The 25,332-nt window shown below is 37.5% G+C and carries 21 protein-coding genes and 2 tRNA genes; 13 read left to right on the top strand and 10 right to left on the bottom strand.

Annotation, left to right across the window (positions count from 1 at the left end):
- Window positions 1-12 precede the first annotated feature (12 nt).
- The 3 genes from hemP to ppsR form a co-directional block, all read right to left on the bottom strand.
- On the bottom strand, window positions 13-195 hold the full coding sequence (gene hemP, locus GWI59_RS01820; RefSeq protein WP_072062564.1) for a hemin uptake protein HemP: 183 nt from the start codon (window positions 193-195) through the stop codon (window positions 13-15).
- Between the two features lie 235 nt (window positions 196-430).
- Entirely contained in the window at window positions 431-1,477 is a 1,047-nt protein-coding gene (locus GWI59_RS01815) for a 3-deoxy-7-phosphoheptulonate synthase (protein WP_161723863.1), read from the bottom strand.
- Window positions 1,478-1,597: 120 nt separating this feature from the next.
- Window positions 1,598-2,464: a posphoenolpyruvate synthetase regulatory kinase/phosphorylase PpsR gene (gene ppsR, locus GWI59_RS01810; RefSeq protein ID WP_072062562.1), complete on the bottom strand. Its 867-nt coding sequence runs from the start codon at window positions 2,462-2,464 to the stop codon at window positions 1,598-1,600.
- 219 nt (window positions 2,465-2,683) lie between these two features.
- Between ppsR and ppsA the strand changes: the two genes are divergently transcribed.
- Window positions 2,684-5,056, top strand: coding sequence for a phosphoenolpyruvate synthase (gene ppsA, locus GWI59_RS01805; protein WP_161723861.1), 2,373 nt, complete (start codon window positions 2,684-2,686; stop codon window positions 5,054-5,056).
- 455 nt (window positions 5,057-5,511) lie between these two features.
- Here the strand turns inward: ppsA and ydiK are convergent, their stop codons facing one another.
- Window positions 5,512-6,624 (bottom strand): AI-2E family transporter YdiK, encoded by a 1,113-nt coding sequence (gene ydiK, locus GWI59_RS01800; RefSeq protein ID WP_006537070.1) that lies wholly within the window; start codon window positions 6,622-6,624, stop codon window positions 5,512-5,514.
- 216 nt (window positions 6,625-6,840) lie between these two features.
- Here ydiK and ydiJ point away from each other — a divergent pair, with 216 nt between their 5' ends.
- From ydiJ to GWI59_RS01745, 11 genes are all read left to right on the top strand, one after another.
- On the top strand, window positions 6,841-9,897 hold the full coding sequence (gene ydiJ / locus GWI59_RS01795; protein WP_072062560.1) for a D-2-hydroxyglutarate dehydrogenase YdiJ: 3,057 nt from the start codon (window positions 6,841-6,843) through the stop codon (window positions 9,895-9,897).
- The gene (gene menI / locus GWI59_RS01790) at window positions 9,894-10,307 is read left to right on the top strand and encodes a 1,4-dihydroxy-2-naphthoyl-CoA hydrolase (RefSeq protein WP_006537067.1); all 414 of its coding nucleotides are present in this window, start codon (window positions 9,894-9,896) and stop codon (window positions 10,305-10,307) included. Before ydiJ ends, menI begins: the two co-directional genes overlap by 4 nt.
- Before the next feature lie 170 nt (window positions 10,308-10,477).
- A complete protein-coding gene (locus GWI59_RS01785) occupies window positions 10,478-11,098 on the top strand; it encodes a hypothetical protein (protein WP_109400330.1) in 621 nt (206 codons plus the stop codon).
- A gap of 417 nt (window positions 11,099-11,515) precedes the next feature.
- Window positions 11,516-11,884: a Fe-S cluster assembly scaffold SufA gene (gene sufA, locus GWI59_RS01780; protein ID WP_161723859.1), complete on the top strand. Its 369-nt coding sequence runs from the start codon at window positions 11,516-11,518 to the stop codon at window positions 11,882-11,884.
- Between the two features lie 17 nt (window positions 11,885-11,901).
- A complete protein-coding gene (gene sufB / locus GWI59_RS01775) occupies window positions 11,902-13,404 on the top strand; it encodes a Fe-S cluster assembly protein SufB (protein ID WP_161671574.1) in 1,503 nt (500 codons plus the stop codon).
- Between the two features lie 44 nt (window positions 13,405-13,448).
- Window positions 13,449-14,195: a Fe-S cluster assembly ATPase SufC gene (gene sufC, locus GWI59_RS01770; protein WP_072062556.1), complete on the top strand. Its 747-nt coding sequence runs from the start codon at window positions 13,449-13,451 to the stop codon at window positions 14,193-14,195.
- Window positions 14,170-15,477, top strand: a complete 1,308-nt coding sequence (gene sufD, locus GWI59_RS01765) for a Fe-S cluster assembly protein SufD (RefSeq protein WP_006537062.1) — start codon at window positions 14,170-14,172, stop codon at window positions 15,475-15,477. The genes sufC and sufD overlap by 26 nt, the downstream gene beginning before the upstream one ends.
- 11 nt (window positions 15,478-15,488) lie before the next feature.
- On the top strand, window positions 15,489-16,727 hold the full coding sequence (gene sufS, locus GWI59_RS01760; RefSeq protein ID WP_202608160.1) for a cysteine desulfurase SufS: 1,239 nt from the start codon (window positions 15,489-15,491) through the stop codon (window positions 16,725-16,727).
- Window positions 16,728-16,748: 21 nt separating this feature from the next.
- Entirely contained in the window at window positions 16,749-17,177 is a 429-nt protein-coding gene (gene sufE, locus GWI59_RS01755) for a cysteine desulfuration protein SufE (protein ID WP_006537057.1), read from the top strand.
- 116 nt (window positions 17,178-17,293) lie between these two features.
- A complete protein-coding gene (locus GWI59_RS01750) occupies window positions 17,294-18,211 on the top strand; it encodes a L,D-transpeptidase family protein (protein WP_161671573.1) in 918 nt (305 codons plus the stop codon).
- 155 nt (window positions 18,212-18,366) lie between these two features.
- A complete protein-coding gene (locus tag GWI59_RS01745) occupies window positions 18,367-18,891 on the top strand; it encodes a hypothetical protein (RefSeq protein ID WP_161671572.1) in 525 nt (174 codons plus the stop codon).
- A 90-nt stretch (window positions 18,892-18,981) separates the two neighbouring features.
- On the opposite strand, the gene GWI59_RS01740 is transcribed toward GWI59_RS01745, so the two are convergent.
- From GWI59_RS01740 to GWI59_RS01715, 6 genes are all read right to left on the bottom strand, one after another.
- The gene (locus GWI59_RS01740) at window positions 18,982-19,221 is read right to left on the bottom strand and encodes an Lpp/OprI family alanine-zipper lipoprotein (protein WP_069369313.1); all 240 of its coding nucleotides are present in this window, start codon (window positions 19,219-19,221) and stop codon (window positions 18,982-18,984) included.
- Between the two features lie 265 nt (window positions 19,222-19,486).
- Complete coding sequence (locus GWI59_RS01735) at window positions 19,487-20,539, bottom strand: linear amide C-N hydrolase (RefSeq protein WP_072062551.1); 1,053 nt, start codon at window positions 20,537-20,539, stop codon at window positions 19,487-19,489.
- 181 nt (window positions 20,540-20,720) lie between these two features.
- Window positions 20,721-22,133, bottom strand: coding sequence for a pyruvate kinase PykF (gene pykF / locus GWI59_RS01730; protein WP_006537052.1), 1,413 nt, complete (start codon window positions 22,131-22,133; stop codon window positions 20,721-20,723).
- 451 nt (window positions 22,134-22,584) lie between these two features.
- Window positions 22,585-22,661, bottom strand: a tRNA-Val gene (locus tag GWI59_RS01725).
- A 29-nt stretch (window positions 22,662-22,690) separates the two neighbouring features.
- Window positions 22,691-22,767: transfer RNA gene (locus GWI59_RS01720), tRNA-Val, on the bottom strand.
- A gap of 150 nt (window positions 22,768-22,917) precedes the next feature.
- Window positions 22,918-24,291: an MATE family efflux transporter gene (locus tag GWI59_RS01715; protein WP_072062550.1), complete on the bottom strand. Its 1,374-nt coding sequence runs from the start codon at window positions 24,289-24,291 to the stop codon at window positions 22,918-22,920.
- A 310-nt stretch (window positions 24,292-24,601) separates the two neighbouring features.
- Here GWI59_RS01715 and GWI59_RS01710 point away from each other — a divergent pair, with 310 nt between their 5' ends.
- Window positions 24,602-25,252 carry a riboflavin synthase subunit alpha gene (locus tag GWI59_RS01710; RefSeq protein ID WP_161671570.1) on the top strand — a complete coding sequence of 217 codons (651 nt, stop codon included), beginning with the start codon at window positions 24,602-24,604 and terminating at the stop codon, window positions 25,250-25,252.
- The last annotated feature ends 80 nt before the right edge of the window (window positions 25,253-25,332 follow it).

The following is a 25,332-nucleotide window of genomic DNA, read 5'->3' as shown; positions in this document are numbered from 1 at the left end:
TGTCGAAAATGATTATTTAGTCAGGATTAATTTTCCTGCTTTTGTTTGACGTAGTTGATACAACTCTCCGTTGTGTTGAATGTAAACCACGCCATCTTTACCCAATAATTCAATACTATTAATGGATTGAATTATTGAAGAATGAGAGTTCTGATTGATTGAAGAACTATTTAAATTATGAGCTTTTTTATTCATAACATACTAAGAGTAATAAGCGTTATCATTATGATAATCATTATCGTTAACAAAAATATTTAGACAAGCTTTTTTTAACGCAAAGACGTAAAATTAAGTCATATTGTGAATAATAAAGCGTGATGTGATGAGAATTAGAACAGTGGAATAAAGGTAAGGTTATATTTTTATTAAAATATAGCGGGAGCAAAATAAAAAGGGGATAGAAATACCCCCCTTTAGCATAACGTGGTTATTAAAATCTGCTCTCAACGGCTTGTGCTAATAACTCAATAAGTTGTTCTGTGTCATTCCAGCTTAAACAAGGATCAGTGATTGATTGCCCATAATTAAGCGGTTTATTTTGCACGACTTTTTGTGAGCCTTCTTGTAAAAAGCTTTCAGCCATCACGCCTACAATCGCTTGTGATCCATCTTTAATTTGTTGAGCAACATTTCTGGCTACTTCTAATTGGCGACGATGAATTTTTTCACAGTTGCCATGGCTAAAATCGATAATAAGATGTTCCGGTAAATCTACTTGTTTTAGTGCATCAACTGCGTCAGCAATGTCACTTGCGTGATAATTCGGTTTTTTGCCGCCACGTAGAATAATATGACCATAAGGATTACCACTGGTTTGATAAATCGTCATACGACCATTTTTATCTGGCGATAAGAACGTATGACCCACTCGAGAAGCGCGAATAGCATCAATTGCAATACGGGTATTACCATCAGTGCCATTTTTAAAGCCTACAGGGCAAGAGAGTGCAGATGCCATTTCACGATGAACTTGGCTTTCTGTTGTTCTTGCACCAATGGCACCCCAACTAATTAAATCTGCAATATATTGGCCTGTGACCATATCGAGAAATTCAGTTGCAGTGGGCAAACCTAACGCGTTTATTTCAATTAATAGTTTTCTTGCAAGGCGAATACCTTCGTTGACATTGCAAGAGTTATCAAGGTAAGGATCAGAGATTAAACCTTTCCAGCCAATGACCGTACGTGGCTTTTCAAAGTAGGTTCTCATGACGATTTCTAAGCAGTCCTGATACTGGTCTTTTAACTGATTAAGCTTAGTTGCGTACTCTTTAGCAGCTTTAGGATCATGAATAGAACAAGGCCCTATAATCACTAATAATCGCTTGTCTTCACCGGTGAGGATCGTTTCAATTCGTTTACGTGCCGATGTGATATTTTGGATTATCTCATCAGAAATGGGGAACTCTTTTGCTAAGGTTTCTGGTGTTACCAGACTGTCTAAAGCCTTAGTCCGTAGTTCGTCTGTCTTTAACATAATTTATCTCAATAAATATACAGGGTAAATCTACCCAGTGATTAAGATCACAATAAACGAAATTCAGCTAATTTCACAGTCTTCTCAGTGAAAAACCAATAAAAAAATGACGAAAATGCGTTAGAACATTCTTCTTGCTAATCCCATAGAATCAATCACCTTGGTTGAAATTTCTTCAACCGAATAATTAGTCGTATTGAGATAAGGGATATTGTTTTTTCTAAAAAGTGCTTCCACTTCTGCTAATTCAATTCTACATTGGCGAATTGAAGCATAACGGCTATTTTCACGGCGTTCGCCACGAATAGCTGCAAGACGTTCTGGCGCAATGGTTAATCCAAATAATTTATTCTGATATTCTTTTAATTCCGTAGGTAATTTTAAGAAATCCATATCATCAGCAGTAAATGGGTAGTTGGCGGCTTGAATACCGAATTGCATTGCTAAGTAGAGGCTGGTGGGGGTTTTTCCACAACGAGAAACACCAATTAAGATCACTTGAGCTTGGTCGAGATTACGTAATGATATGCCATCATCATGGGAAAGGGTGTATTCGATGGCAGCAATACGAGCATCGTATTTACTAAGATTTTTTTCAGTTAATCCATGGGTTTTATTTAATTTTGGCGATGCGTTGATCCCCATTTCTTTTTCAAGTGGTATGACGAGAGATTGCACGATATCCTGACAAAAACCCTCACTGCTATTTATTATCTGTTTAACTTCAGGACTGATAATCGAATAAAAAACAAGAGGCTTAGCACCACTCTTTTTATAAATTTCAGCTATTTTCTGTTTTATTTCTTCAGCTCTTTCTACAGTAGAAACAAAAGGTAATGTATAACTTTTCATTTTTAATGGAAATTGAGAAAGTACCGCATGACCTAATACTTCAGCAGTAATTGCTGTACCATCTGAGATAAAAAAGACTGTTCTATCAATGGGTTCATTATTATCACAATTAATAGAATTTAAGCTTAATATCATAACGCTCACCTTTTTTTAGCTGAATTAGCAAATCAAACAATATTATCTAAAGCATTTTTAGTGATTATAAAGGATAAAAAAATAAAGTTTTCTGGTTGATCGATTCACCTTTCTATATTCAGCATCACATTGTGATACGCTTATTTACGTTGTCGTTTTGACAGCGGGTTTTTCTTTTTTTTCTCTCTCTCATAATTGTTTAAAAAAGGATTGTTCTCAATGTCCAGCAATAGCCTCACCCCGTGCAATGTGCTTTGGTATAACCAATTGGGTATGAATGACGTTGATCGTGTTGGTGGGAAAAATGCTTCCCTCGGTGAAATGATCACAAACCTAGCGGAACTGGGTGTTTCTGTTCCTAATGGGTTTGCTACCACAGCGCAAGCGTTTAATGATTTTCTGGAACAGAGCGGTATCAATCAGCGTATTTATGAATTACTTGATAGTGTTGATGTTGATGATGTCCATCAACTGGCTCAAGCGGGTAATCAAATTCGCCAATGGGTAATTGATACACCTTTTACGCCTCAGTTTGAAAAAGATATTCGTGACGCTTATCTCACATTAAGTGAAGGTGAATCTGAAGCTTCATTTGCCGTTCGTTCATCTGCGACTGCAGAAGATATGCCTGATGCTTCTTTTGCAGGTCAACAAGAGACGTTTTTAAACGTTCAAGGTATTGATGCCATTCTCGTTGCGATTAAACACGTATTTGCTTCGTTGTTTAACGACCGTGCAATCTCTTATCGTGTTCACCAAGGTTATGATCACCGTGGTGTTGCATTATCTGCAGGTGTTCAACGTATGGTGCGTTCTGATCTTGCTTCTTCAGGTGTGATGTTTACCATCGATACTGAATCGGGCTTTGATCAAGTTGTCTTTATTACATCAGCTTATGGTTTAGGTGAAATGGTTGTACAGGGTGCAGTTAACCCAGATGAATTCTATGTACACAAGCCAACTTTAGCGAAAGGTTTACCTTCTATTGTCCGTCGTAATCTTGGCTCTAAAAAGATCCAAATGGTTTACGCAAACAGTGTAGAGCATGGTAAACAAGTCCGTATTGAAGATACGCCAGAATCACTGCGCAATCGTTTCTCTTTGACTGATAATGAAGTTCAAGAGTTGGCAAAACAAGCTGTATTGATTGAACAACACTATGGTCGTCCAATGGATATCGAGTGGGCTAAAGATGGGCATAATGGTCGTTTGTACATAGTACAGGCTCGCCCTGAAACCGTTCGATCTAACCAGCAAGTGATGGAACGTTATCAGTTAAATGAAAATGGCTCTGTCATCATTGAAGGTCGTGCTATTGGTCATCGTATTGGTACAGGCACAGTCAAAGTTATTCATAACTTAAATGAAATGGATAGAATTGAAGCGGGTGATGTGCTGGTTACTGACATGACAGACCCAGATTGGGAACCTATCATGAAAAAAGCCTCCGCGATTGTGACTAACCGTGGTGGTAGAACATGTCATGCTGCAATTATTGCTCGTGAATTAGGTATTCCTGCTGTTGTAGGTTGTGGTGATGCCACTGAATGTATAACAGAAGGGCAAGTTGTAACCGTTTCTTGTGCTGAAGGTGACACAGGATTTGTTTACGATGGCAAACTTGATTTTTCTATTCAGAGCTCCGCAATCGATAATATGCCTGAATTAGGGCTCAAAATCATGATGAATGTCGGTAATCCTGATCGTGCATTTGATTTTGCAGGTCTACCAAATGATGGTGTCGGTCTTGCGCGTTTGGAATTTATTATTAATCGCATGATTGGTGTGCATCCTCGTGCATTGTTAGAGTATGACGACCAAACTGAAGCACTGAAAGCTGAAATCAATGAAATGATGGCAGGTTATGAATCTCCAGTTGAGTATTATATCAGTAAATTAACAGAAGGGATTGCAACATTAGCCGCCGCATTCTGGCCTAAACGCGTTATTGTTCGTTTATCTGACTTTAAATCTAACGAATATGCCAACTTAGTGGGTGGCGATCGCTATGAGCCAGATGAAGAGAACCCAATGTTAGGATTCCGTGGTGCGGGTCGTTATGTTTCTGATGATTTCCGTCGTTGTTTCGCGCTTGAATGTGAAGCGGTAAAACGTGTTCGTAATGATATGGGGTTAGAGAATGTTGAAGTCATGATCCCATTTGTTCGTACTGTCCGCCAAGCTGAAGAGGTGATTGACGAATTAGCGGCAAATGGTTTAAAACGTGGTGAGAACGGCTTAAAAGTCATTATGATGTGTGAAATTCCATCGAATGCCTTATTAGCTGATAAATTCTTAGAACATTTTGATGGTTTCTCTATCGGCTCTAACGACATGACCCAATTAACATTAGGTCTTGATCGTGATTCAGGTGTGGTTTCTTCACTGTTTGATGAACGTAATGATGCAGTGAAAGCATTATTATCAATGGCAATCCAAGCTGCAAAACGTAATGGAAAATATGTGGGTATCTGTGGTCAAGGACCTTCTGATCATGAAGATTTCGCACAATGGTTAATGGAAGAAGGAATTGATAGTTTATCTTTAAACCCAGATACTGTAATTAAAACTTGGGTAAAATTAGCGCAATAGAATTAATATCATCGCTATAAATAAAAAGCTCACAATATAATGTGAGCTTTTTTTATACAATTATATAAATAATAGGCAAAAAAAAAGCCTATCATGGGCTGACAGGCAAAGACTACACACAGCAATATTTTATATTCTTTAATCCCGCCAATTAATTTATTAATATGAACGGCGAAATTATTAATTTGATGAAACATTTGTTTCGTTGATATTTATATTAAGAGAAATGCGTTAATTATGCTCTAAGAATTATCTCAATAAAAAGATTGTTGGTTTATTTAAAAGTGAATATAACTTGCTGGTAACAAACAGGTTTAAAAAAATGTAATTTGTTTCAAAATGTAAGTTTGAATATAAAAATATAATGTTTTATTCCTAAATTGATAATCTTTATTAAACTTTTCTCTGTTATTTTAGAGCATGTAAGTAGCTACACTTACATGCTCCATTATTATTTATTCTTTTTCGATAAAGTTTTTATTCATAAATTCTACTGTTTCAGTTAAATCAGGATTAGGTTTTGGTACTTCATTAATCCATGCATTTAATAAGCTATGAGCAACAGCAAGAACAACAGGGCCAATAAATAATCCAATCATACCTAATGTTAAAATCCCGCCAATAACACCCGTAAGAATTAATACCATAGGTAAATCAGCGCCCATTTTGATTAAATAAGGCCGTAATACACCATCCATTGTTGCAACAGCACCACCCCAGATTACCATGACAATGCCCCATGTTGTATCACCCGTCCAAAATAACCATAAAACTGAAGGGATCAATACTAATAAAGGACCTATTTGAGCAAGGCAGCAAATAAACATAATGACGGTTAATACCGTAGCATAAGGCACACCAGATACCGCAAGGCCAATACCACCAACAATAGCTTGAATTAAGGCGGTTAAAACCACACCTAATGCGACAGCGCGAATAGACATAGATGCAAGTAAGATTGCCGCATCACCACGTTGACCCGCTAAACGAATAGCAAAGTGGCGCAACCAAGATACGACATTTTCACCTTGTAAAAATAGTAAGCCTGAAAATAACAACATCACACCCAAATGTAGGGCAAATCGACCAATATTTAAGGCTTGAGCAAAAAACCAGTTTGCAGCTTGTCCAACATAAGGCTGGATTTTTGAGATTAACGCATTGCCCCCAGAGACAAGAATAGAGTGCCATGTATCATAAAGTGAGCTCCCTATCATAGGGACATCATTAAGCCATAATAATTGAGGGGGCTGAATATTCGAAGGTGATTTCGCTAACTCAATTAAAGGGGCACTATTATCAATGACACTACTAATTAATAAGATAATAGGAATAACGAAGATCAGTAATATCAAAATCATCATTATCATAGTTGATAACCAACGATATTTTACTCGTTTTTCAATAATAAGAAGTAAAGGCCACGTTGCTACAACAATCATTCCAGCCCAAATAAAACCCACAATAAAGGGATTGAGTATCCAAAAACTGGCGATAATAAAAAACGAAATAAAAAGAACAGTGAATAAAATTTTGGGTATATCTGTATGGATCTGCGGTTTTTCCATGGTTTTAAATCCCTACACGAATAAAAATGCTAGAAGCAGATGAATAAACATTGCAAATATCACGTTGTTTATATCACTACGCAATTTGCCAGAATTGTATGATAAGGTGAACAGGTATAGGTCTGAAAGTACAAAATGAGGCGAAGTACCTCTTAGTATACATTTCAACATCTAAAATTAAGCAATGTGGACAATTATATTAAAGAGCTATAACAAATGATCCCACGTATATCGCAAGCACCGCAAGTTAGTGAACTCACAACAGAATTTCTTGATACTCTTCGAAAAAACGGTTTCACCGGTGATATCTCCAGCAGTTATGCTGACAGACTCACTATGGCAACAGATAATAGTATTTACCAGTTATTGCCACAGGCGGTGGTTTTTCCTCGCTCAACAGCTGACGTAACTATTGTTGCACGTCTGGTCGATGAACCCAAATTTCATTCTCTTTCTTTGACACCAAGAGGGGGTGGTACAGGTACTAATGGGCAGGCTTTAACAGATGGTATCGTCGTCGATTTATCTCGCTATATGAAACGTATCATTGAGATAAACCCAGAAGAACGTTGGGTGAAAGTGGAAGCAGGAGTGATAAAAGATGAGCTTAATCTTTTTTTAAAACCTTATGGCTTCTTTTTTGCACCAGAACTTTCTACCAGTAACCGCGCCACATTAGGTGGAATGATTAACACTGATGCCTCAGGGCAAGGTTCTATGGTTTATGGTAAAACCTCTGATCATGTCCTTGGTATTCGGGCGGTCTTGTTAGGTGGCGAACTCCTTGAAACTCGTGCTATGGATACGGCATTAGCCGAGAATATCGCACAAGAAAGCTCTGCTATTGGGAAGGTTTATCGAACTGTTTTATCCCGTTGCAAAGAGCAACGAAAACTTATTCTTGAAAAATTTCCTAAATTAAACCGCTTTTTAACCGGATATGATTTGCGTCATGTTTTTAGTGATGACATGAAACGCTTTGATTTAACCCGAATTTTAACCGGTTCAGAGGGCACACTGGCTTTTATTACTGAAGCAACGTTGGATATCACGCCAATTCCTAAACAACGTAGCTTAGTGAATGTAAAATATGACTCTTTTGATTCAGCATTGCGTAATGCGCCTTTTTTAGTTAAAGCAAATGCATTGTCTGTTGAAACTGTTGATTCCAAAGTATTAAATCTCGCTCGTGAAGATATTGTTTGGCACTCCGTTAAAGAGTTGATTACTGATATACCTGATAAAGATATGCAAGGCCTTAATATTGTTGAATTTGCGGGTGATGATAAAGATCTTATCGCTTCACAAGTCGCCTCATTATGCCAGCGCTTAGATTCATTAATGAAAGAGGGTCAGAGCGGGGTGATCGGTTATCAAGTCTGTGAGGACTTGGCAGATATTAACCGTATTTATGCCATGCGTAAAAAAGCGGTTGGTTTATTAGGTAACGCTAAAGGGCAAGCAAAGCCCATTCCTTTTGTGGAAGATACTTGCGTACCACCAGAACATCTTGCTGATTATATTACAGAATTTAGAGCGTTACTGGATAGTCATCAACTCAATTATGGCATGTTTGGGCATGTCGATGCAGGTGTATTACACGTAAGACCTGCTCTTGATATGTGCGATCCACAGCAAGAATTATTGATGAAATCTATCTCAGATGACATTGTCACGTTAACAGCTAAATATGGTGGGTTACTCTGGGGTGAACATGGAAAAGGCTTTAGAGCGCAATACAGTCCCGAATTTTTCGGAGAAACACTCTATCATGAGCTACGTCAAATCAAAACGGTGTTCGATCCTCGAAATAGATTAAATCCTGGAAAAATATGTCCTCCTTTAGAGGTTGATGAACCGATGAAGCAAGTGGATACGATCAAACGAGGTACTTTTGATCGCACTATCCCTTTATCTGTCCGTCAAGATTTTAAAGGGGCTTTAGATTGTAATGGTAATGGGCTTTGCTTTAATTTTGATGCCAAAAGTCCAATGTGTCCTTCCATGAAAATTAGTGGGCAACGCATTCATTCACCTAAAGGACGAGCAGCACTCGTAAGAGAATGGCTACGCTTATTAACAGAGCAAGGCGTTAGTCCAAAACAACTTAGTTCTAGCCTTGAAAATAATAAACCTAGCTTAAGAGGTTTAATTGAGAAAACACGTAATACATGGAAAGCTAAACGTGGTGAATATGACTTTTCTCATGAAGTAAAAGAGGCTATGAATGGTTGTTTGGCTTGTAAAGCTTGTTCAACGCAATGTCCGATTAAAATTGATGTGCCATCTTTTCGTTCTAAATTTACTGAGCTTTATCACCAGCGTTATTTACGTCCATTAAAAGACCATATTGTCGCTAATGTTGAATTGACAACGCCGATTATGGCGAAAGCACCTAAATTCTTTAATTTTTTTATGAAGCAACCGTTGGTGCAAACATTAAGTAAGCACACCATAGGAATGGTCGATTTACCTTTGTTGTCATCACCTACATTGAGACAGCAATTGGCAGGGCACAGCGCGTTAGATATGACGCTAGAAGATTTAGAGCATTTATCAGAAAAGCAACGCAGTCATCATGTGTTGGTGGTACAAGATCCTTTTACTAGTTATTACGATGCAAAAGTGGTTGCCGATTTTATCAAGCTAATTGAAAAGATTGGATTTAAACCTGTCTTGTTACCATTTTCACCTAACGGTAAAGCGCAACATATTAAAGGTTTTTTACAGCAATTTAGTAAAACAGCGCAAAAAACGTCAATCATGCTTAATCGTGTTGCAAAATTAGGCATCCCTATGGTGGGAGTTGATCCTGCATTAGTACTTTGTTATCGCGATGAATATCGTGAAATACTGGGTGATAAGCGTGGTGATTTCAATGTTCAACTTGTTCATGAATGGTTAAGTCAATTGGTATCTGAGCCAATAGCTGTTCGTGATGATACCGAAAAATGGTATCTTTTCGGGCACTGTACAGAAGTGACGGCGCTACCACAAAGTATGAAACAGTGGCAGGCTATTTTCCAACATTATGGGCAGCAACTAGAATTTGTGAGTACTGGATGTTGTGGAATGGCAGGTACTTATGGACATGAACTAAATAATTATGAAAACTCGTTGGGCATTTATCAGCTTTCATGGGGTAATGCACTAAAAACATTACCAACAATGCGTTGTTTAAGTACCGGTTATTCTTGTCGTAGTCAGGTGAAGCGTATTGATAATGTTGAGCTAAAACACCCACTACAGGCACTTTTGGAGATTATGCCATGATATGGAAACGTGAAACGACAATTGAGCATCTTAATCATATTGGTCAAAATAATATGATGAGCCATTTAGGTATTGAATTAACATGTCTTGGAGATGATTATCTTGAAGGAACAATGCCTGTTGATCATCGTACTAAGCAGCCTTTAGGCCTTTTACATGGTGGTGCTTCTGTTGTTTTAGCTGAAACATTGGGCTCTGTTGCGGGTTATCTTTGTACCGAAGGCGAACAAAAGATTGTTGGGCTAGAAATCAATGCGAATCATATTCGTTCAGCGAGAGAAGGCAAGGTAAGAGGGGTATGCAAACCTATTCATTTAGGACGTTCACACCAAGTCTGGTCAATAGAAATATTTGATGATGAAGGTCGTCAAGTGTGTATTTCTAGATTAACAACATCTGTTATTTCTTAAAGAATAAAAAATATACGCACAAAGTGAAATACTCGTTTTGTGCGTTTTTATTTTTATAGATAATATCAAAAAGAATAAAAATAGAGAGAGAAAATAAAACTATTTCTTTATTTAGATTTTATTTTTAATGATAATCATTATCTTCATAATAAAAGATAAGACGATCGATAATGTTAACTATTTCTAAATTAAACACCACAGTATTATTAATTGCAGGTTTATTAATCAGTGGGTGTGATAATAATTCTACCGTTAAAACGAGTAATGATATAAGTAATATTCCAGTACAAACTGTTTCTGGCTTTAATATGGCTTATCCCACTTCATTTACAATGAGCAGAGAAGATACTGAAAATTATTTCAAATCATTACCAGATAATGTTCAGGATGTCACAACAGAAATGATGGTTTATAAATCAGAACCTATTTGTGATTTGACAGAGGTTCGTTTGGTTTATTTTAAAATGATCGATGTAATGAGTTACGATGTGGATGCGGGAGCACAAGGCATTGTTGATAATATTGCGATAATAGATGGTATGAATGAAATATCCACATCAATAGAACCATTAACTATCCCAAATGTGGAAAGTCGACATGTCTTTTTTGAAGGAAAGTATGCAAAAGAAAATGTCAGCTATGAAGGTATTTTAGCGGCTGATCTTAAAACGAATCGAGTATGGCAACTACAATTGATTAGTAATTTCAATAGCCTATCGAACAAACAAAAAAATAGCCAAACCCTTGAATGTACAAATAAATATATTCAAACCATCACTATCAATAAATAAGTACAAAGAGCACACAATCCAATAAGAGGCTATCACATAAGTGGTGCTATCTTGTCCCTTATGATAAGCATAAAAATGAATGTAAACAGAGCTAATAAGCTGTATGTAAAAACACATTTTTATGCTTTTTTATCTAAATTTCAGTGATAACATATAAAGTGCATTTATACTGCAACTTATGTGCGTATTGTGCGAAATATAAGAAAAATTAAAAGTTTTATTTTTTGTAATCAAAGAACAGAAAAGTGTTATATTACATGGTGTTAACATTTTCCATTAACAAATTAATTGCAAAAATAGAACAAAAAACACACATTTATGGAATATCCTTTCAAAAGACATGGTTGAAGTGATAAGGGTTATCATTACCATTAGTGTCAGGAAAGATATCAATCTCCTTTCGAAATGAGGTCAGAAATGACAAACAATGTTGAAACTTTTTCTCTTGATGACACAGCTTGGCAAGGCATTGTATTAACGGATAGTGCGGCAAAGCATATCTGTCATTTGGTTGAGAAAAATCCTGAAAAACAAGGGCTTTCCTTAAGTATTAAACCCTCTGGTTGTACAGGGTATGGTTATGTTATTGAACTCGCTACAGCCCCAAATGACGATGATCTTGTTTATGAACATAATGGAGCAAAACTCTTTGTTTCATTAAAAGCAATGTCATTTATCGATGGGTTGGTTGTTGATTATGTTCGTGAAGGACTTAATCAAATGTTTAAATTTAATAATCCTAAAGCTCAAAATGTCTGCGGATGTGGTGAGAGCTTCGGGGTATAACATAGTGAAGTTAGATTATGTCTCAGAGCAATGTTGAAATTGGTGATGAAGTTCAGGGATGGCTAAGCGATCACCATTATAAAGAAGGTTTTTATACCGATATATCAACCGACACCTTAGAAAAAGGATTAAATGAAGCGGTTGTACGTGCAATATCGGCCAAAAGAAACGAGCCAGAGTGGATGCTGGAATTTCGTTTAGATGCTTATCGCCATTGGCTAGAAATGGAAGAACCGCATTGGCTAAAAGCGGATTATCCATCGCTTAATTATCAAGATTATAGCTACTATTCTGCACCATCTTGCAGTTCATGTTGTGCTAATGGCAGTTGTGCTGGTGGCACAAATGAGGCGGTAGAGAGTGATAAACAAGCCTCACAAGATTATTTAACTCAAGAAGTTGAAGATGCCTTTAACCAACTTGGTGTGCCTGTAAGAGAAGGGCAAGCCGTTGCTGTCGATGCCATCTTTGACTCGGTTTCTGTTTCTACAACATATCGCGAAGAGCTTGCTGAACATGGCATTATTTTCTGCTCATTTAGCGAAGCTATTCAAGAATATCCTGATTTAGTGCGCCAATATTTAGGCACAGTTGTATCAAGCCATGATAACTACTTTGCTGCACTGAATGCCGCCGTCGCGTCTGATGGAACTTTTGTTTATATTCCCAAAGGGGTTCGTTGCCCAATGGAATTATCGACTTATTTCCGTATTAATGCGGCTCAAACAGGTCAATTTGAACGAACTATTCTGGTTGCTGATGAAGGCAGTTATGTCAGCTATATCGAAGGTTGTTCAGCGCCGGTTCGTGACAGTTATCAACTTCACGCCGCTGTGGTTGAAGTCATTATCCATAAAGATGCTGAAGTAAAATATTCTACAGTACAAAACTGGTTCTCTGGTGGCGATAGTGAAGGTGGCATCCTTAACTTTGTAACTAAGCGCGCTATCTGTGAAGGTGAAAACGCCAAGATGTCGTGGACGCAGTCAGAAACAGGCTCTGCAATCACTTGGAAATACCCAAGTGTGATTTTAAAAGGGGATAATTCTACTGCTGAATTTTTCTCGGTTGCTCTAACTAATGGTAATCAACAAGCAGATACCGGTACTAAGATGATCCATATTGGCAAAAATACTAAATCAACCATTATCTCTAAAGGTATTTCTGCAGGTAAAAGTCAAAATAGTTACCGTGGACTTGTGAAAGTTCTTCCTAGTGCAAAAAATGCCCGTAATTTTACACAATGTGATTCCATGTTAATTGGTACGCAATGTGGCGCACATACTTTCCCATATGTTGAGGTAATGAATAACTCAGCACAGCTTGAGCATGAAGCGACAACGTCACGTATTGGTGAAGATCAACTGTTTTATTGTCGTCAACGTGGATTAAGTGAAGATGATGCAATCTCAATGATTGTAAACGGATTTTGTAAAGACGTGTTCTCAGAATTACCGCTGGAATTTGCTGTAGAAGCACAAAAATTATTAGCAATCAGCTTAGAACATAGCGTTGGTTAAGTATTAATCAAATTCTGGGTGTAACGATACCGAAGGCATATATTATGTTAGATATTAAAAATTTACATGTCAGTGTTGAAGGCAATGAAATCCTGAAAGGACTAGATTTGCAAGTTCGTGCAGGCGAAGTTCATGCGATTATGGGACCAAATGGTTCAGGTAAAAGTACCTTATCTGCAACACTTGCTGGTCGTGAGGAATATGAAGTAGATGAAGGTTCTATTACTTTCAAAAATAAAGATTTATTAGAATTAGAACCTGAAGAACGTGCAGGTGAAGGTATTTTTATGGCATTTCAATATCCTGTTGAAATACCCGGTGTTAGTAATCAATTTTTCTTACAATCTTCAGTGAATGCAGTAAGAGAATATCGTGGGCAAGAGCCGTTAGATCGCTTTGATTTTGAAGATTTTATTGAAGATAAAATCAAATTACTGGATATGCCTCAAGATTTGTTAACACGTTCTGTTAACGTGGGGTTTTCAGGTGGCGAGAAAAAACGTAACGATATTTTGCAAATGGCCGCACTAGAGCCTGAACTATGCATTTTAGATGAAACCGACTCAGGGCTTGATATTGATGCATTAAAAATCGTGTCTAATGGTGTTAATAGCCTACGTGATGGTAAACGTGCGTTTATTGTTGTAACACACTATCAACGTATTCTTGATTATATTAAACCTGATTTTGTGCACGTGCTTTATCAGGGAAAAATCATTAAATCAGGTGATTTTTCATTAGCGCAAAAATTGGAGGAACAAGGTTATGGCTGGCTTATTGACCCTCAATGAAAAGCGTGAAAAACAGCGCCAAGTTGAACTACGTAATCAACAAGCACTAAAGACGTTTTCTGAATTATATCATCAACGTAAAGGTGACGATAATCTCAATGCTCGCAATCATTGGTTGCAAGTTGAGAAAGTCGGTTTTCCTGTTTATCGTCATGAAGATTGGCACTATACGCCATTAGATGAGACGTTAAGCCAAAGCTATCAACAGTTGCCAGCTTTTGATGTGCAAAGTCTAATTACTAAACATGCTTTAGCGCTTGATTGTTATCGTGTTGTGATGGTAAATGGTACGTTTTCGCCAATAGAAAGCAGTGAAGAATTTGGCCCTTATCAAGTGACGTTACTTGATAATCAGAGTGAGTTACCTGAGGCCGTCAATGGTGAAATTTTTCTGCATTTAGTTGAAAGTTTAGCCCCACATCCTTTGCTTATTACCCTGAAAAACGGTGTTATTGCGGATAAACCGCTTTATATCCTTAATATTACACAAGGCGAAAGTGGTGCAGAGGTGAATAACGCGAATTATCGTTTTCACCTTGATGTAGGTGCTAATACACAAATGCAGGTTATTGAGCACTATATCAGCAGTGACAACAAAAACCGTCATTTTACAGGTGCAAGATTAACAGCAGCGATTGGTGATAATGCCTCTTTTAACCATATTAAATTAGGTTTTGAGAATGGCGTAAGTCAGCACTTTGCTCATAACGATCTGACGATAGGTCGTGATGCTCGAGTTAATAGTTATGCTTTTTTATTAGGTGCTAAACTCAGCCGTCATCATACGAGTTCGGCGCTAAAAGGTGAAAATACAGTGCTTTCAATGAATAGCGTTGTATTACCTAAAGCAGGTGAAATTGCAGATACTCGTACTTGGTTGGTCCATGGTGAGAAAAATTGCCAAAGTCGCCAATTACATAAAAGTATTGCTATGGATGCAGGAAAGGCCGTATTTAACGGTATGATCACTGTTACGCCACAAGCATTAAAAACAGACGGTCAAATGACTAATAATAATCTGTTGTTGGGTGATAAAGCGCAAATTGATACTAAACCACAGCTTGAGATCTATGCTGATGATGTGAAATGTAGCCATGGTGCCACTGTGGGGCGAATTGATGATGAACAACTATTTTATTTACGTTCACGCGGTATTTCTTTAACCGATGCTCGTAAAATGATTATTCATGCATTTGCTGCTGAATTAACTGAATCGATAGAAAATAGTGTGATTAAATCGCTTGTATTAGACAGAATCAATCAGCGCTTATTAGAGGTATAAAATAAGGCATTATGACGCATTCCATTGAAAAAGCGCGAGATGACTTTCCAATTCTTTCACAGCAAGTGAAAGAAAAATCACTGGTCTACCTCGACAGTGCCGCAAGTGCTCAAAAACCAGCTTGCGTCATTGAACATGAAAAGCAGTTTGCCTTAACACAATATGCCGCGGTTCATCGCGGCATTCATACGTTAAGTGCAAATGCGACAACATTAGTTGAAAATGTCCGTAAAAAAGCTTGTGATTTTTTAGGTGCCCATAGCGAAGAAGAGATTGTTTTTGTTAAAGGAACAACGGAAGGGATCAATCTAATTGCGAATGTTTATAGTCAACGATTTTTAAATGATGGTGACAATATCATCATCACAGAAATGGATCATCATGCAAATATTGTTCCTTGGTATATGTTGGCAAAACAGTGTGGTTTTAATGTTCGTGTATTACCGCTATTACAAGATGGTACACTCGATTTAGCTCAATTACCTCGCTTAATCGACGAAAGAACTAAATTACTCAGCCTTACGCATCAATCAAATGTATTGGGCACAGTGAACCCTATCGCTCAAATTATTCGTGATGCTCGCCAATATGCTATTGAGCAAGGAGGGGAGTTACATATATTGGTTGATGGTGCTCAAAGTGCAATGCATCAAACCATTGATGTTTCACAACTTGATTGTGACTTTTTTGTTTGTAGCGGCCATAAACTTTATGGACCTACTGGTATTGGTCTGCTGTATGGTAAAAAAGCGATACTGAATGAATTACCGCCTTGGGAAGGAGGTGGTGCAATGATAAAGCATGTTCATATTAATGGTGATATTACCTACGCAGATGCACCTTGGCGTTTTGAAGCGGGAACACCGAATATAATGGGAATGATTGGCTTAGGCGCTGCATTAGATTATCTTTCAAATTTAGGCATGAATAATATTGCTGAGTATGAAAATCATATAATGAAGTATGCTCAAAAGCAGCTACAAAAAGTAAAATCATTAACGCTGTATGGCAATGATTCTCGCCAAGGTGTGATAGCCTTTAATTTAGGTAAACATCACGCTTATGACGTGGGTGCTTTTCTTGATAATTATGGTATTGCTATTCGTACAGGGCATCATTGTGCGATGCCAATTATGGATTATTATCAAGTTCCTGCAATGTGTCGTGCATCTCTTGGCTTATATACCAATAAAAATGATATCGATGCGTTGGTTAATGCGCTATTACGTGTTGAAATGTTATTAGGTTAAAGATTAAAAAAGAGGTTATTCATGGCAGTTGCCAATTTGCCAGATGAAGCAAAACTATTACGCAATTTTTCTCGTTGCCAAGATTGGGAACAGCGTTATCTTTATATGATGGAGCTAGGTGAGCGTCTCCCTCCTTTAACAGATGAACAACGCATTTCAGCTAACTTTATTGAAGGTTGCCAAAGCCAAGTATGGATTGCTGTTTCTCTTAATGAGAGTAAACAACTTATCCTTGCTGGTGATAGTGATGCAGGCATTGTTAAAGGACTAGTCGCCTTGGTTATTATCTTATTTCAAGGTAAAACAGTTGAGCAAGCTTTAGCGACGGATGTAAAACATTATTTTTCATCATTAGCACTAGAAAGCCACTTAACACCTTCTCGTACGCAGGGTTTACATGCAATGGTTACGACACTAGTTAAGCGTTTTTCAGAATACGCTGTAGCATAAATGTTACCTGATCCCGCTTTAATGTTCTAAACTGACTTATTATATGAAAGCATAACAATGATAATGTTATCATCATAATAGTCAGTTTATTTTATTTCTAACACACGGGATAAACGATGAAAAAATGGTTAACTCTCTTGGGTGCATCGCTATTAGGGATGAGTAGTCACTTATCTTATGCGACAGAATATCTACTACCTGCTGATGACCAGCGTATTATTGGTGAAAACTTTTCATATATAGTTCCCAATGATAAACGCTCACTAGAAGCTATTGCGTCCGAATACCAAGTGGGGTTGCTTAATATGATGGAAGCGAATCCTGGTATTGATCCTCTTTTACCGGATGCGGGTAAAACATTAACTATTCCATTACAGATGATCTTGCCTGACACGGTGCGAAAAGGCATTGTTATCAATCTTGCAGAATTGCGCCTGTATTATTACCCCAAAGAAGGTGGCACAGTTGATGTTTACCCTATTGGAATTGGTCAATTAGGGCGAGAAACCCCTGAAATGGTGACATCGATTTCTCAATTAATTAAAGATCCTACTTGGACACCGACGGCGAATATTCGCAAAAACTATGCGGCTAAAGGGATCACACTACCGGCTGTCGTTCCTGCTGGTCCTGAAAACCCTATGGGAGCATATGCTTTAAGATTGGCACATAGCCGAGGTGAATACCTTATTCATGGTACTAATGCTGATTTTGGTATTGGCTTAAGAGTGAGTTCTGGCTGTATTCGTTTAAGACCAAATGATATTGAGACGTTATTTAATGTGGTACCTAAAGGTAGCCGTGTTCAGGTGATCAATAAGCCGATTAAATTTACTGAAACTGCAGACGGTAGACAGTTTATTGAAGTTCATCAGCCACTATCCCGCAATGAAGATGACGATCCACAAACCATGCCATTAACTTTTACTAAGCAATTTAATCAATGGTATGAAAGTGGCAAGGTTGATAAAGATAAAGTCGATGCTGAGCTTATTCGACGTTCTGGTATTCCTGTAGAGGTTACAGCTTACTAGTCAGTTTGGATGATATGATCAAAAATAAAATAGGTGCTTCAGGCACCTGTTTTGTTTTGAGTTTCACAAAAATAACAAAAGACTTCTTTATAAAATCAATAGCGTTAAAAATGCCTTACTATCAAAATGTTTTCTATTAATAGTAAGGTATTTTAATGAGAGTTTCATCTAGTAATGAACATTTGATAAAGGGAAATAATAATATCACTTCTAGTGTGGGGGATGGTTTAGAGAAACTATTTAATAATATATCTCAGGTGGAAAATAGCTGCAAAACGTTTTTATGTGGAGATAAAAAGCTAAAAAGTGAAAATGTTCAATTAATGTGCAATGAGCTCCTTCAACGAGTCATTCCCAAAGAGGGATCGAGGAAATATGAGTTAATTGGAATAGAGGTTTTGCCTGATATGGCGAGCTCTAGAGTCTCCTACACAAAATCTTCAAAGTCAGTGACTGAGCTGTTTAATATTCTAGAGAATGAATTTAAAAAAGTAAGTGATATTGAGTATTCTGTACTAACAATAACTCAACAAAAAAGTGTTGATAAAATTAGGGATACATTTAGTCAGATATCTATGCAAGCTGATAAAAATATCAAATATAATTCGCACTTAGCTACTAATTTTAATTTAAATGAGCGTATAAAAGCCCTGGGTATCGATAAACTTCACAATAATTAATAACCTTATAAAAAACCAAAGCCCTAACATTGTTAGGGCTTTGTGATTAATGATAACCTTAAGCTGCTTTCGGCCTATTGGTGAGTCAAATTACTTTTTATAAGTGGTGACTTGGTTATCTAAACGTTGATTTGCACGAGCCGCTTCATCGTAAGCTGATTTAGCTTCAGCGCGAGCAGATTGTACATCACTACTTAGTTGTTGAACTTGCGTGTTCAGGCGGCTTACGTCAGAAGAGATTTGATCTAATTGTGCATTATTACTAGAAGAACAACCCGCTAATAAGCCTGAAGCCAGAATTACCGCACCTAGTACAAGTTTCGCTTTCATAGTTACAACCTCTATTATTAGTTTGTGTAAAGGAACAAGTAGCATTTATATGAAACCATGAATAAGTATGGCACATATATAAGAAAATGCTGGATTTATTTACCGCATTCTACTGAACCATAAGTTGAACAATAGAAAAAATAACACCTAAAACGCAAATCTTCAGTACAAAAAATGCGTGCTATTTCACAAAAGATTTTTATTCATAAAAGTCTGATAGAAAAACATTTTATCTGCATTGTTTTATTGTCACTTATCTTTATCGCTATAAAGTACTACCTAAATTTACTTTTATGAAAATAGGTTCTACCTCATTTTTAAACGACTCAAGTGCAAATTTTTGGAAGTTGAGATCGTTATATCCCCTAAAAAGGAGTATCCCTCGTTCTAAATCGGTGAGTGTTGTCCATACCGAAAACTCACTTGTATGAAGAGCTTTTAATGTGTTATGACCTAGTAAAGGATCGATTGTAGAATTTTTAGGGCGATCAAAACGATTCATAATATGCGCCAGTTCAACAAGTTGTGTGTCTTGATCAAAAACTTGATGATAATACGTGGTGTAGTAGACAGCACGAATAAATCTATCAACAGAAGTATCAGAGCTTGGCAATGTTGCTAACGCAATTCCACTATCTGGTTGTCTTACCTTAATATGTCCCAGTGTGCTGGTGGAAATATTAATATTAGAAAGATGAGTATAATTATTTAAGTTGGTCAGATGCCATGGAAATAGTGGGCCATTAGTCATACAGTAAGTCGGATTATCATAAATACGCAATTTCCCTTCTGAAACTTCAACAACAATGCAAGCGCCTGTTTTATCATAAAAAGCATAATGGAAAGGGCTGGGTAAATTGTGTAATAGAAGTAACTTTTGTGACCAAAATGCTGTTTTAGGGATGTTTTGTTTTAATTCTTCAACAGTTGCATATTGTGCTAAAGCCCATTCACCAATTGCTGCGATAGGCACTGAGGTTGCGTAGTTTTCAGGGCTAAGATCATCGAGTTTTGAATCAGGGAGCATGTTCAAGCTAAAAGAAAGCCCTTCTGTATTGACTCCTTCAAGTACGTCTTTTGTTCCTTCTAAATTAATTGGTGCGGTAATGGCGATAAAAGGGTATTTAACGGCATATTTTAATCCTGGGGTACCATCGGGGGCATTTTGTTGGAAGGTATGAGCTTTAGGATAATATGCAAATATTGAGGCTGGTTTGTCGACTGAAAATTCCATTGTTCTACCATGATAAATGCGATTTTTCTTGTCTTTAATAGCAAGGGTAGTACAAGCAAAAGCATGGGCATTTATTGCAGACATTTTACATCCTTATTTCACTTACATTAATAAAATAGTTTATTAAAAGCATAGAAGAAATATGGACAGTAAGAGAGGAAAAATCAGTAGAAGAGAAGAAAATATAGGAAGAGAAGAAAATATAGGAAGAGAAGAAAAAACGCCACGATAACCGTGGCGTTTGAGCTATTGACGTACTATTAAATTACAGAACGTGAACAGATGAAGTATTTGTTGTACCGCTATCAACTAGGGCACCTGTAACCATAACAACACGCTCACCAGCATGAGCTAAACCACTTGCTAATGCTGCTTCTTTACCAATACGGTAGAAGTCATCAGTAGAAGCGATTTCGTTAACTAATTGAGTGGTAACACCTTTAACTAATAGTAACTGACGTGCAGTTTCTTCGTTATTTGTTAAAGCTAAGATTGGTGCAGTTGGGAAATATTTACGAATAGAACGCGCTGATTTACCACCGAAAGTTGCAACAACAATCAGAGGTGCGTCTAAGTTTTCAGCCATTTCTACCGCACCGCGACAAACTGCTTCAGTTACACGTAATTTTGCAGTTGTTTGTTTGTAATCAAGGCGAGATTGCATAATACGGTCTGTACGATCACAGATAGTTGCCATGATAGTCACTGCTTCTACTGGGTATTTACCTTTCGCACTTTCACCTGACAACATAACAGCATCAGTACCATCTAAGATAGCATTCGCAACGTCACCTGCTTCAGCACGAGTAGGGCGTGGGTTTTTGATCATTGAATCTAACATTTGCGTTGCAGTGATAACCACTTTACGCGCAGCATTACATTTTTCGATCATCATTTTTTGTGCGAAGATAACTTCTTCAACGGGGATCTCAACACCTAAGTCACCACGCGCAACCATGATACCGTCAGAGGCTTCTAAGATCTCATCAAAATTATTTAAACCTTCTTGGTTCTCAATTTTTGAGATGATCATAATGTTTTCGCCGCCGTGTGCTTTTAAGTGAGCACGCATTTCTTCTACGTCAGAACGTTTACGAATAAATGATGCTGCAACGAAATCAACGCCTTGCTCGCAACCAAAGATAAGATCTTGTTTATCTTTTTCAGCTAATGCAGGTAAACCGATAGAAACGCCAGGTAAGTTCACACCTTTGTTTTCACCTAGGTCACCGTTGTTTAAAACTTCACAAACAACTTCAGTATCAGTTACAGCAGTTACCTTCATGCCGATAAGACCATCATCAACTAAAACGGTGTTACCAACAGTTAAATCTTTAGCGAAACCTTCATAAGTGACAGCAACGCGGTCTTTATTGCCAACGACAGTTTTGTCTGTGGTAAAAGTGAAAGTTTGGCCAGCAACTAAAGAGACATCGTTACCACCTTCTAATTTGATGGTACGGATTTCTGGGCCTTTAGTATCTAATAAAATAGCAGCTTTTTTGCCTGTTTTAGCGCAAACGTTACGCAGGTTCTTGATACGGTTGCCATGCTCTTCATAGTCACCGTGAGAGAAATTTAGACGCATAACATTCATGCCCGCGTCCAGTAATTGATTTAGTTTTTCTTCAGATTCGGTTTTTGGTCCGATGGTGCAAACAATTTTTGTCTTTTTCATGGCAGTCTATTTAATGGTTGTATTGTAATGGATGAATAAGGATTAATGTCGCTATTTTTAATCAACTGTGCGAAACAGAATATATAACTCATCTCTAATGGATAAGTTGCGCAACATGTTAATGATTCAGCAACATCATAAAAAACTTGTCACTATTTTGTATCGAAGGTTGGTAGACATCTTACATTATAGTCTATCACGATTCATTTGTTCTGTTTTCTAAAGATGCCCGTAAATCAATACGCTGAAACCTTTCAACAAAATTATGTTTTGTATTATAGAGGTTAATTTCTATGAAGAAAATCGAAAAAAGGTAAATTTAAGTGATGTGATCAAAATACGGTGCTGACTGCTTGTTTTTTAAACGTTTTGTTGCGCAATAAAATATTGCAAGCAAAATTAATTATTTTGTAGGGTAGGTAAGATGAGTAAAAATTAGAAAAAAGAGAAATGGTGCGTCCAAGTGGACTCGAACCACCGACCCCCACCATGTCAAGGTGGTGCTCTAACCAACTGAGCTATGGACGCACTGTATTGAGATGTTGTTGAAAAATAAATGGTGCGTCCAAGTGGACTCGAACCACCGACCCCCACCATGTCAAGGTGGTGCTCTAACCAACTGAGCTATGGACGCATTATCTATTCTGGGTAACAACGGGAACGAATATTAACGAGATGATCCGATTCTGGCAAGAGGAAAAACACAAATTTATATTCAACTGCTCGTATTTAAAGCTATTTGTTGATATTTGTGTCATTCTCTTGCCAAATTAACCTTTTTTGTTTAACGCTCTGAGCGTAATAACACCACTTCATCAGATTGACGCTGGATCCACCAAATACGAGAGCCCATCATAATCGCGGATGCGGTTAAACCAAGAATAAAGCCAATCCAGAAGCCGGCAGGGCCCATTGCTTCAACAAAATAATCAGTACGCCCTAAGATATAACCTGAAGGCAGACCAATGACCCAATAGGCAATAAAGGTAATAAAGAAGATAGAGCGCGTGTCTTTATACCCACGTAACACACCCGAGCCAATAACTTGTACTGAATCTGATAACTGATAAAGTGCAGCGAATAACATAAGATGAGACGCTAATGTTACCACTTCAATATTATCGTTATACATTAACGCGATTTTTTCTCTAAAGATGATAGAGAAAATCGCGGTACAACTTGCTATCATTAACCCAACTGCAAGTGCTGTAATCGCTGAAGTACGGGCTTGTTCTGTAGATCGTTGTCCTAAGTTGTGACCAACACGGATTGTCGCCGCTATTCCCAATGATAGAGGGAACATAAACATCAACGAGCTAAAATTCAGTGCAATTTGATGACTTGCCACTGCAGTAACGCCCAAAGGTGAAACTAATAATGCAACAACGGCAAATAGTGTTACCTCAAAGAATAAGGCTAGGCCAACGGGTAAGCCTAAAATAGTAATACGTTTTATCATGTGGAAATCAGGGCTTACTAAACGTTTCTTTGGCATAACGTCACGTTGTGTCGGTGCTCGGCGCACGTAATAACGCATCATTAAGAACATCGCCCAGAAAACAGAGGCCGTTGCAACACCGCAACCAATCCCCCCTAATTGTGGTGCACCAAATTTACCGTAAATAAAGGCATAGTTAACAGGGATATTAATCAATAATCCAATAAAGCCAATGATCATGCCGGGTTTTGTTTTCGATAATCCCTCACATTGGCTTCTCAGTACCTGATAATATAGGCAACCAGGGGCTCCCCACATAATGGCATGTATAAATCCTATGGCCTTTTCCGCTAATTCGGGTTCGATATCATGTTGCGCTTCAATAATAAAACGGCAGTTATAAAGAATAGCAATTACCATGATTGATAAGAAAGTGGCGAGCCAAAAACCTTGCTGTGTACGATTAGCAATGTGTTTTCGTTGTCCTGAACCATTTAATTGTGCAACGATTGGTGTTAAAGCCATTAATATGCCTTGGCCTAATAAAATCGTTGGTAACCAAATAGACGTACCTACTGCTACTGCCGACATCTCTGTAGCATTTACAGCACCCGCCATGACAGTATCAACCACTCCCATTGCTGTTTGGGAAAATTGCGCGATGATAACGGGGATACCGAGAGCAAGTAAGCTACGCGCTTCTCTTATATACTTCTGCACGCATACACCTTTATTTATTATAAGAAAACGAGAAAGGGGGAGAACAAACGTCGCGTTGTTAAATGACGTAAAGAGATCCTCAAGACCGCTTATTCTAATGATAAAAGTTTAATTAGCAACGAAAGAAATTAGGCTTTTTAAACACAGAATTTTGATAATTTATTAGGTGTTTTTACGCTATATTGAACGGCAATAATTAATAAGGAACAAATACGGTAATTGTTCCTTTGGATTAATACGAGCTATGTTATCCTGAATAGCATAAAACCTAAATTGAGTTTACCAGTTTATCGACCCAAGGAGATGTAAGATGTTTACAGGTATTGTTCAGGGAAAAGGGCGGGTTATTGCTATCGAAGATAAAGGCGATTTTCGTACCCATATCATTGAATTACCCAACGAGTTAGTCAGCAATTTAGAAACAGGTGCTTCTGTTGCAAATAATGGTTGCTGTTTAACGGTTACTAAAATTGAAGGCACACATATTAGCTTTGATTTAGTGAAAGAGACATTACGTTTAACTAACCTTGGTGAATTAAAAGTCGGCTCTGAAGTAAATATTGAGAGAGCGGCTAAATATGGTGATGAAATTGGTGGGCATGTGATGTCTGGTCATATTGTGACAACGGCTGAAGTTGCCAAAATTATTACATCAGAGAATAACTTACAAATCTGGTTCCGTATCTTTGATAAAGCATTAATGAAGTATATTTTACACAAAGGTTTTATCGGTATTGATGGGATCAGTTTAACGGTTGGCGATGTGGTTAATAACCGTTTTTGTGTACACTTAATTCCTGAAACGCGTGATAGAACAACATTAGGTTGTAAACGTCTTGGTGATAAGGTCAATATTGAACTTGATCCTCAAACTCAGGCAATTGTAGATACAGTAGAGCGCGTTATGGCACAGCAGAAAGCTTTGTTAGTGGCAGCCGAACAAAATGAAAATAAGGAATAAGAAGCACATAATTAACTATTGACGTGTTGCGCTAAAAAGGGTACTAAAAAGCCAGTTTATTGATTAAACTGGCTTTTTAA

The sequence above is a fragment of the Proteus sp. G2673 genome, assembly GCF_009915125.1.
GTDB classification, from domain to species: Bacteria; Pseudomonadota; Gammaproteobacteria; order Enterobacterales; family Enterobacteriaceae; genus Proteus; species Proteus penneri.
Note: the sequence above shows the minus strand (reverse complement) of the source record. Positions and strands in the feature narration are given on the sequence as shown.

Excerpts from the sequence above, each read along its gene's own strand:
- sufS (WP_202608160.1), top strand. The coding sequence starts at position 15,489 with ATGACGCATTCCATTGAAAAAGCGCGAGATGACTTTCCAATTCTTTCA.
- hemP (WP_072062564.1), bottom strand. The coding sequence starts at position 195 with ATGAATAAAAAAGCTCATAATTTAAATAGTTCTTCAATCAATCAGAAC.
- ydiJ (WP_072062560.1), top strand. The coding sequence starts at position 6,841 with ATGATCCCACGTATATCGCAAGCACCGCAAGTTAGTGAACTCACAACA.
- pykF (WP_006537052.1), bottom strand. The coding sequence starts at position 22,133 with ATGAAAAAGACAAAAATTGTTTGCACCATCGGACCAAAAACCGAATCT.
- ydiK (WP_006537070.1), bottom strand. The coding sequence starts at position 6,624 with ATGGAAAAACCGCAGATCCATACAGATATACCCAAAATTTTATTCACT.
- GWI59_RS01740 (WP_069369313.1), bottom strand. The coding sequence starts at position 19,221 with ATGAAAGCGAAACTTGTACTAGGTGCGGTAATTCTGGCTTCAGGCTTA.
- sufD (WP_006537062.1), top strand. The coding sequence starts at position 14,170 with ATGGCTGGCTTATTGACCCTCAATGAAAAGCGTGAAAAACAGCGCCAA.
- GWI59_RS01750 (WP_161671573.1), top strand. The coding sequence starts at position 17,294 with ATGAAAAAATGGTTAACTCTCTTGGGTGCATCGCTATTAGGGATGAGT.
- sufE (WP_006537057.1), top strand. The coding sequence starts at position 16,749 with ATGGCAGTTGCCAATTTGCCAGATGAAGCAAAACTATTACGCAATTTT.
- ppsA (WP_161723861.1), top strand. The coding sequence starts at position 2,684 with ATGTCCAGCAATAGCCTCACCCCGTGCAATGTGCTTTGGTATAACCAA.
- sufC (WP_072062556.1), top strand. The coding sequence starts at position 13,449 with ATGTTAGATATTAAAAATTTACATGTCAGTGTTGAAGGCAATGAAATC.
- menI (WP_006537067.1), top strand. The coding sequence starts at position 9,894 with ATGATATGGAAACGTGAAACGACAATTGAGCATCTTAATCATATTGGT.
- GWI59_RS01735 (WP_072062551.1), bottom strand. The coding sequence starts at position 20,539 with ATGTCTGCAATAAATGCCCATGCTTTTGCTTGTACTACCCTTGCTATT.
- GWI59_RS01710 (WP_161671570.1), top strand. The coding sequence starts at position 24,602 with ATGTTTACAGGTATTGTTCAGGGAAAAGGGCGGGTTATTGCTATCGAA.
- ppsR (WP_072062562.1), bottom strand. The coding sequence starts at position 2,464 with ATGATATTAAGCTTAAATTCTATTAATTGTGATAATAATGAACCCATT.
- sufA (WP_161723859.1), top strand. The coding sequence starts at position 11,516 with ATGACAAACAATGTTGAAACTTTTTCTCTTGATGACACAGCTTGGCAA.
- GWI59_RS01745 (WP_161671572.1), top strand. The coding sequence starts at position 18,367 with ATGAGAGTTTCATCTAGTAATGAACATTTGATAAAGGGAAATAATAAT.
- GWI59_RS01815 (WP_161723863.1), bottom strand. The coding sequence starts at position 1,477 with ATGTTAAAGACAGACGAACTACGGACTAAGGCTTTAGACAGTCTGGTA.
- GWI59_RS01785 (WP_109400330.1), top strand. The coding sequence starts at position 10,478 with ATGTTAACTATTTCTAAATTAAACACCACAGTATTATTAATTGCAGGT.
- sufB (WP_161671574.1), top strand. The coding sequence starts at position 11,902 with ATGTCTCAGAGCAATGTTGAAATTGGTGATGAAGTTCAGGGATGGCTA.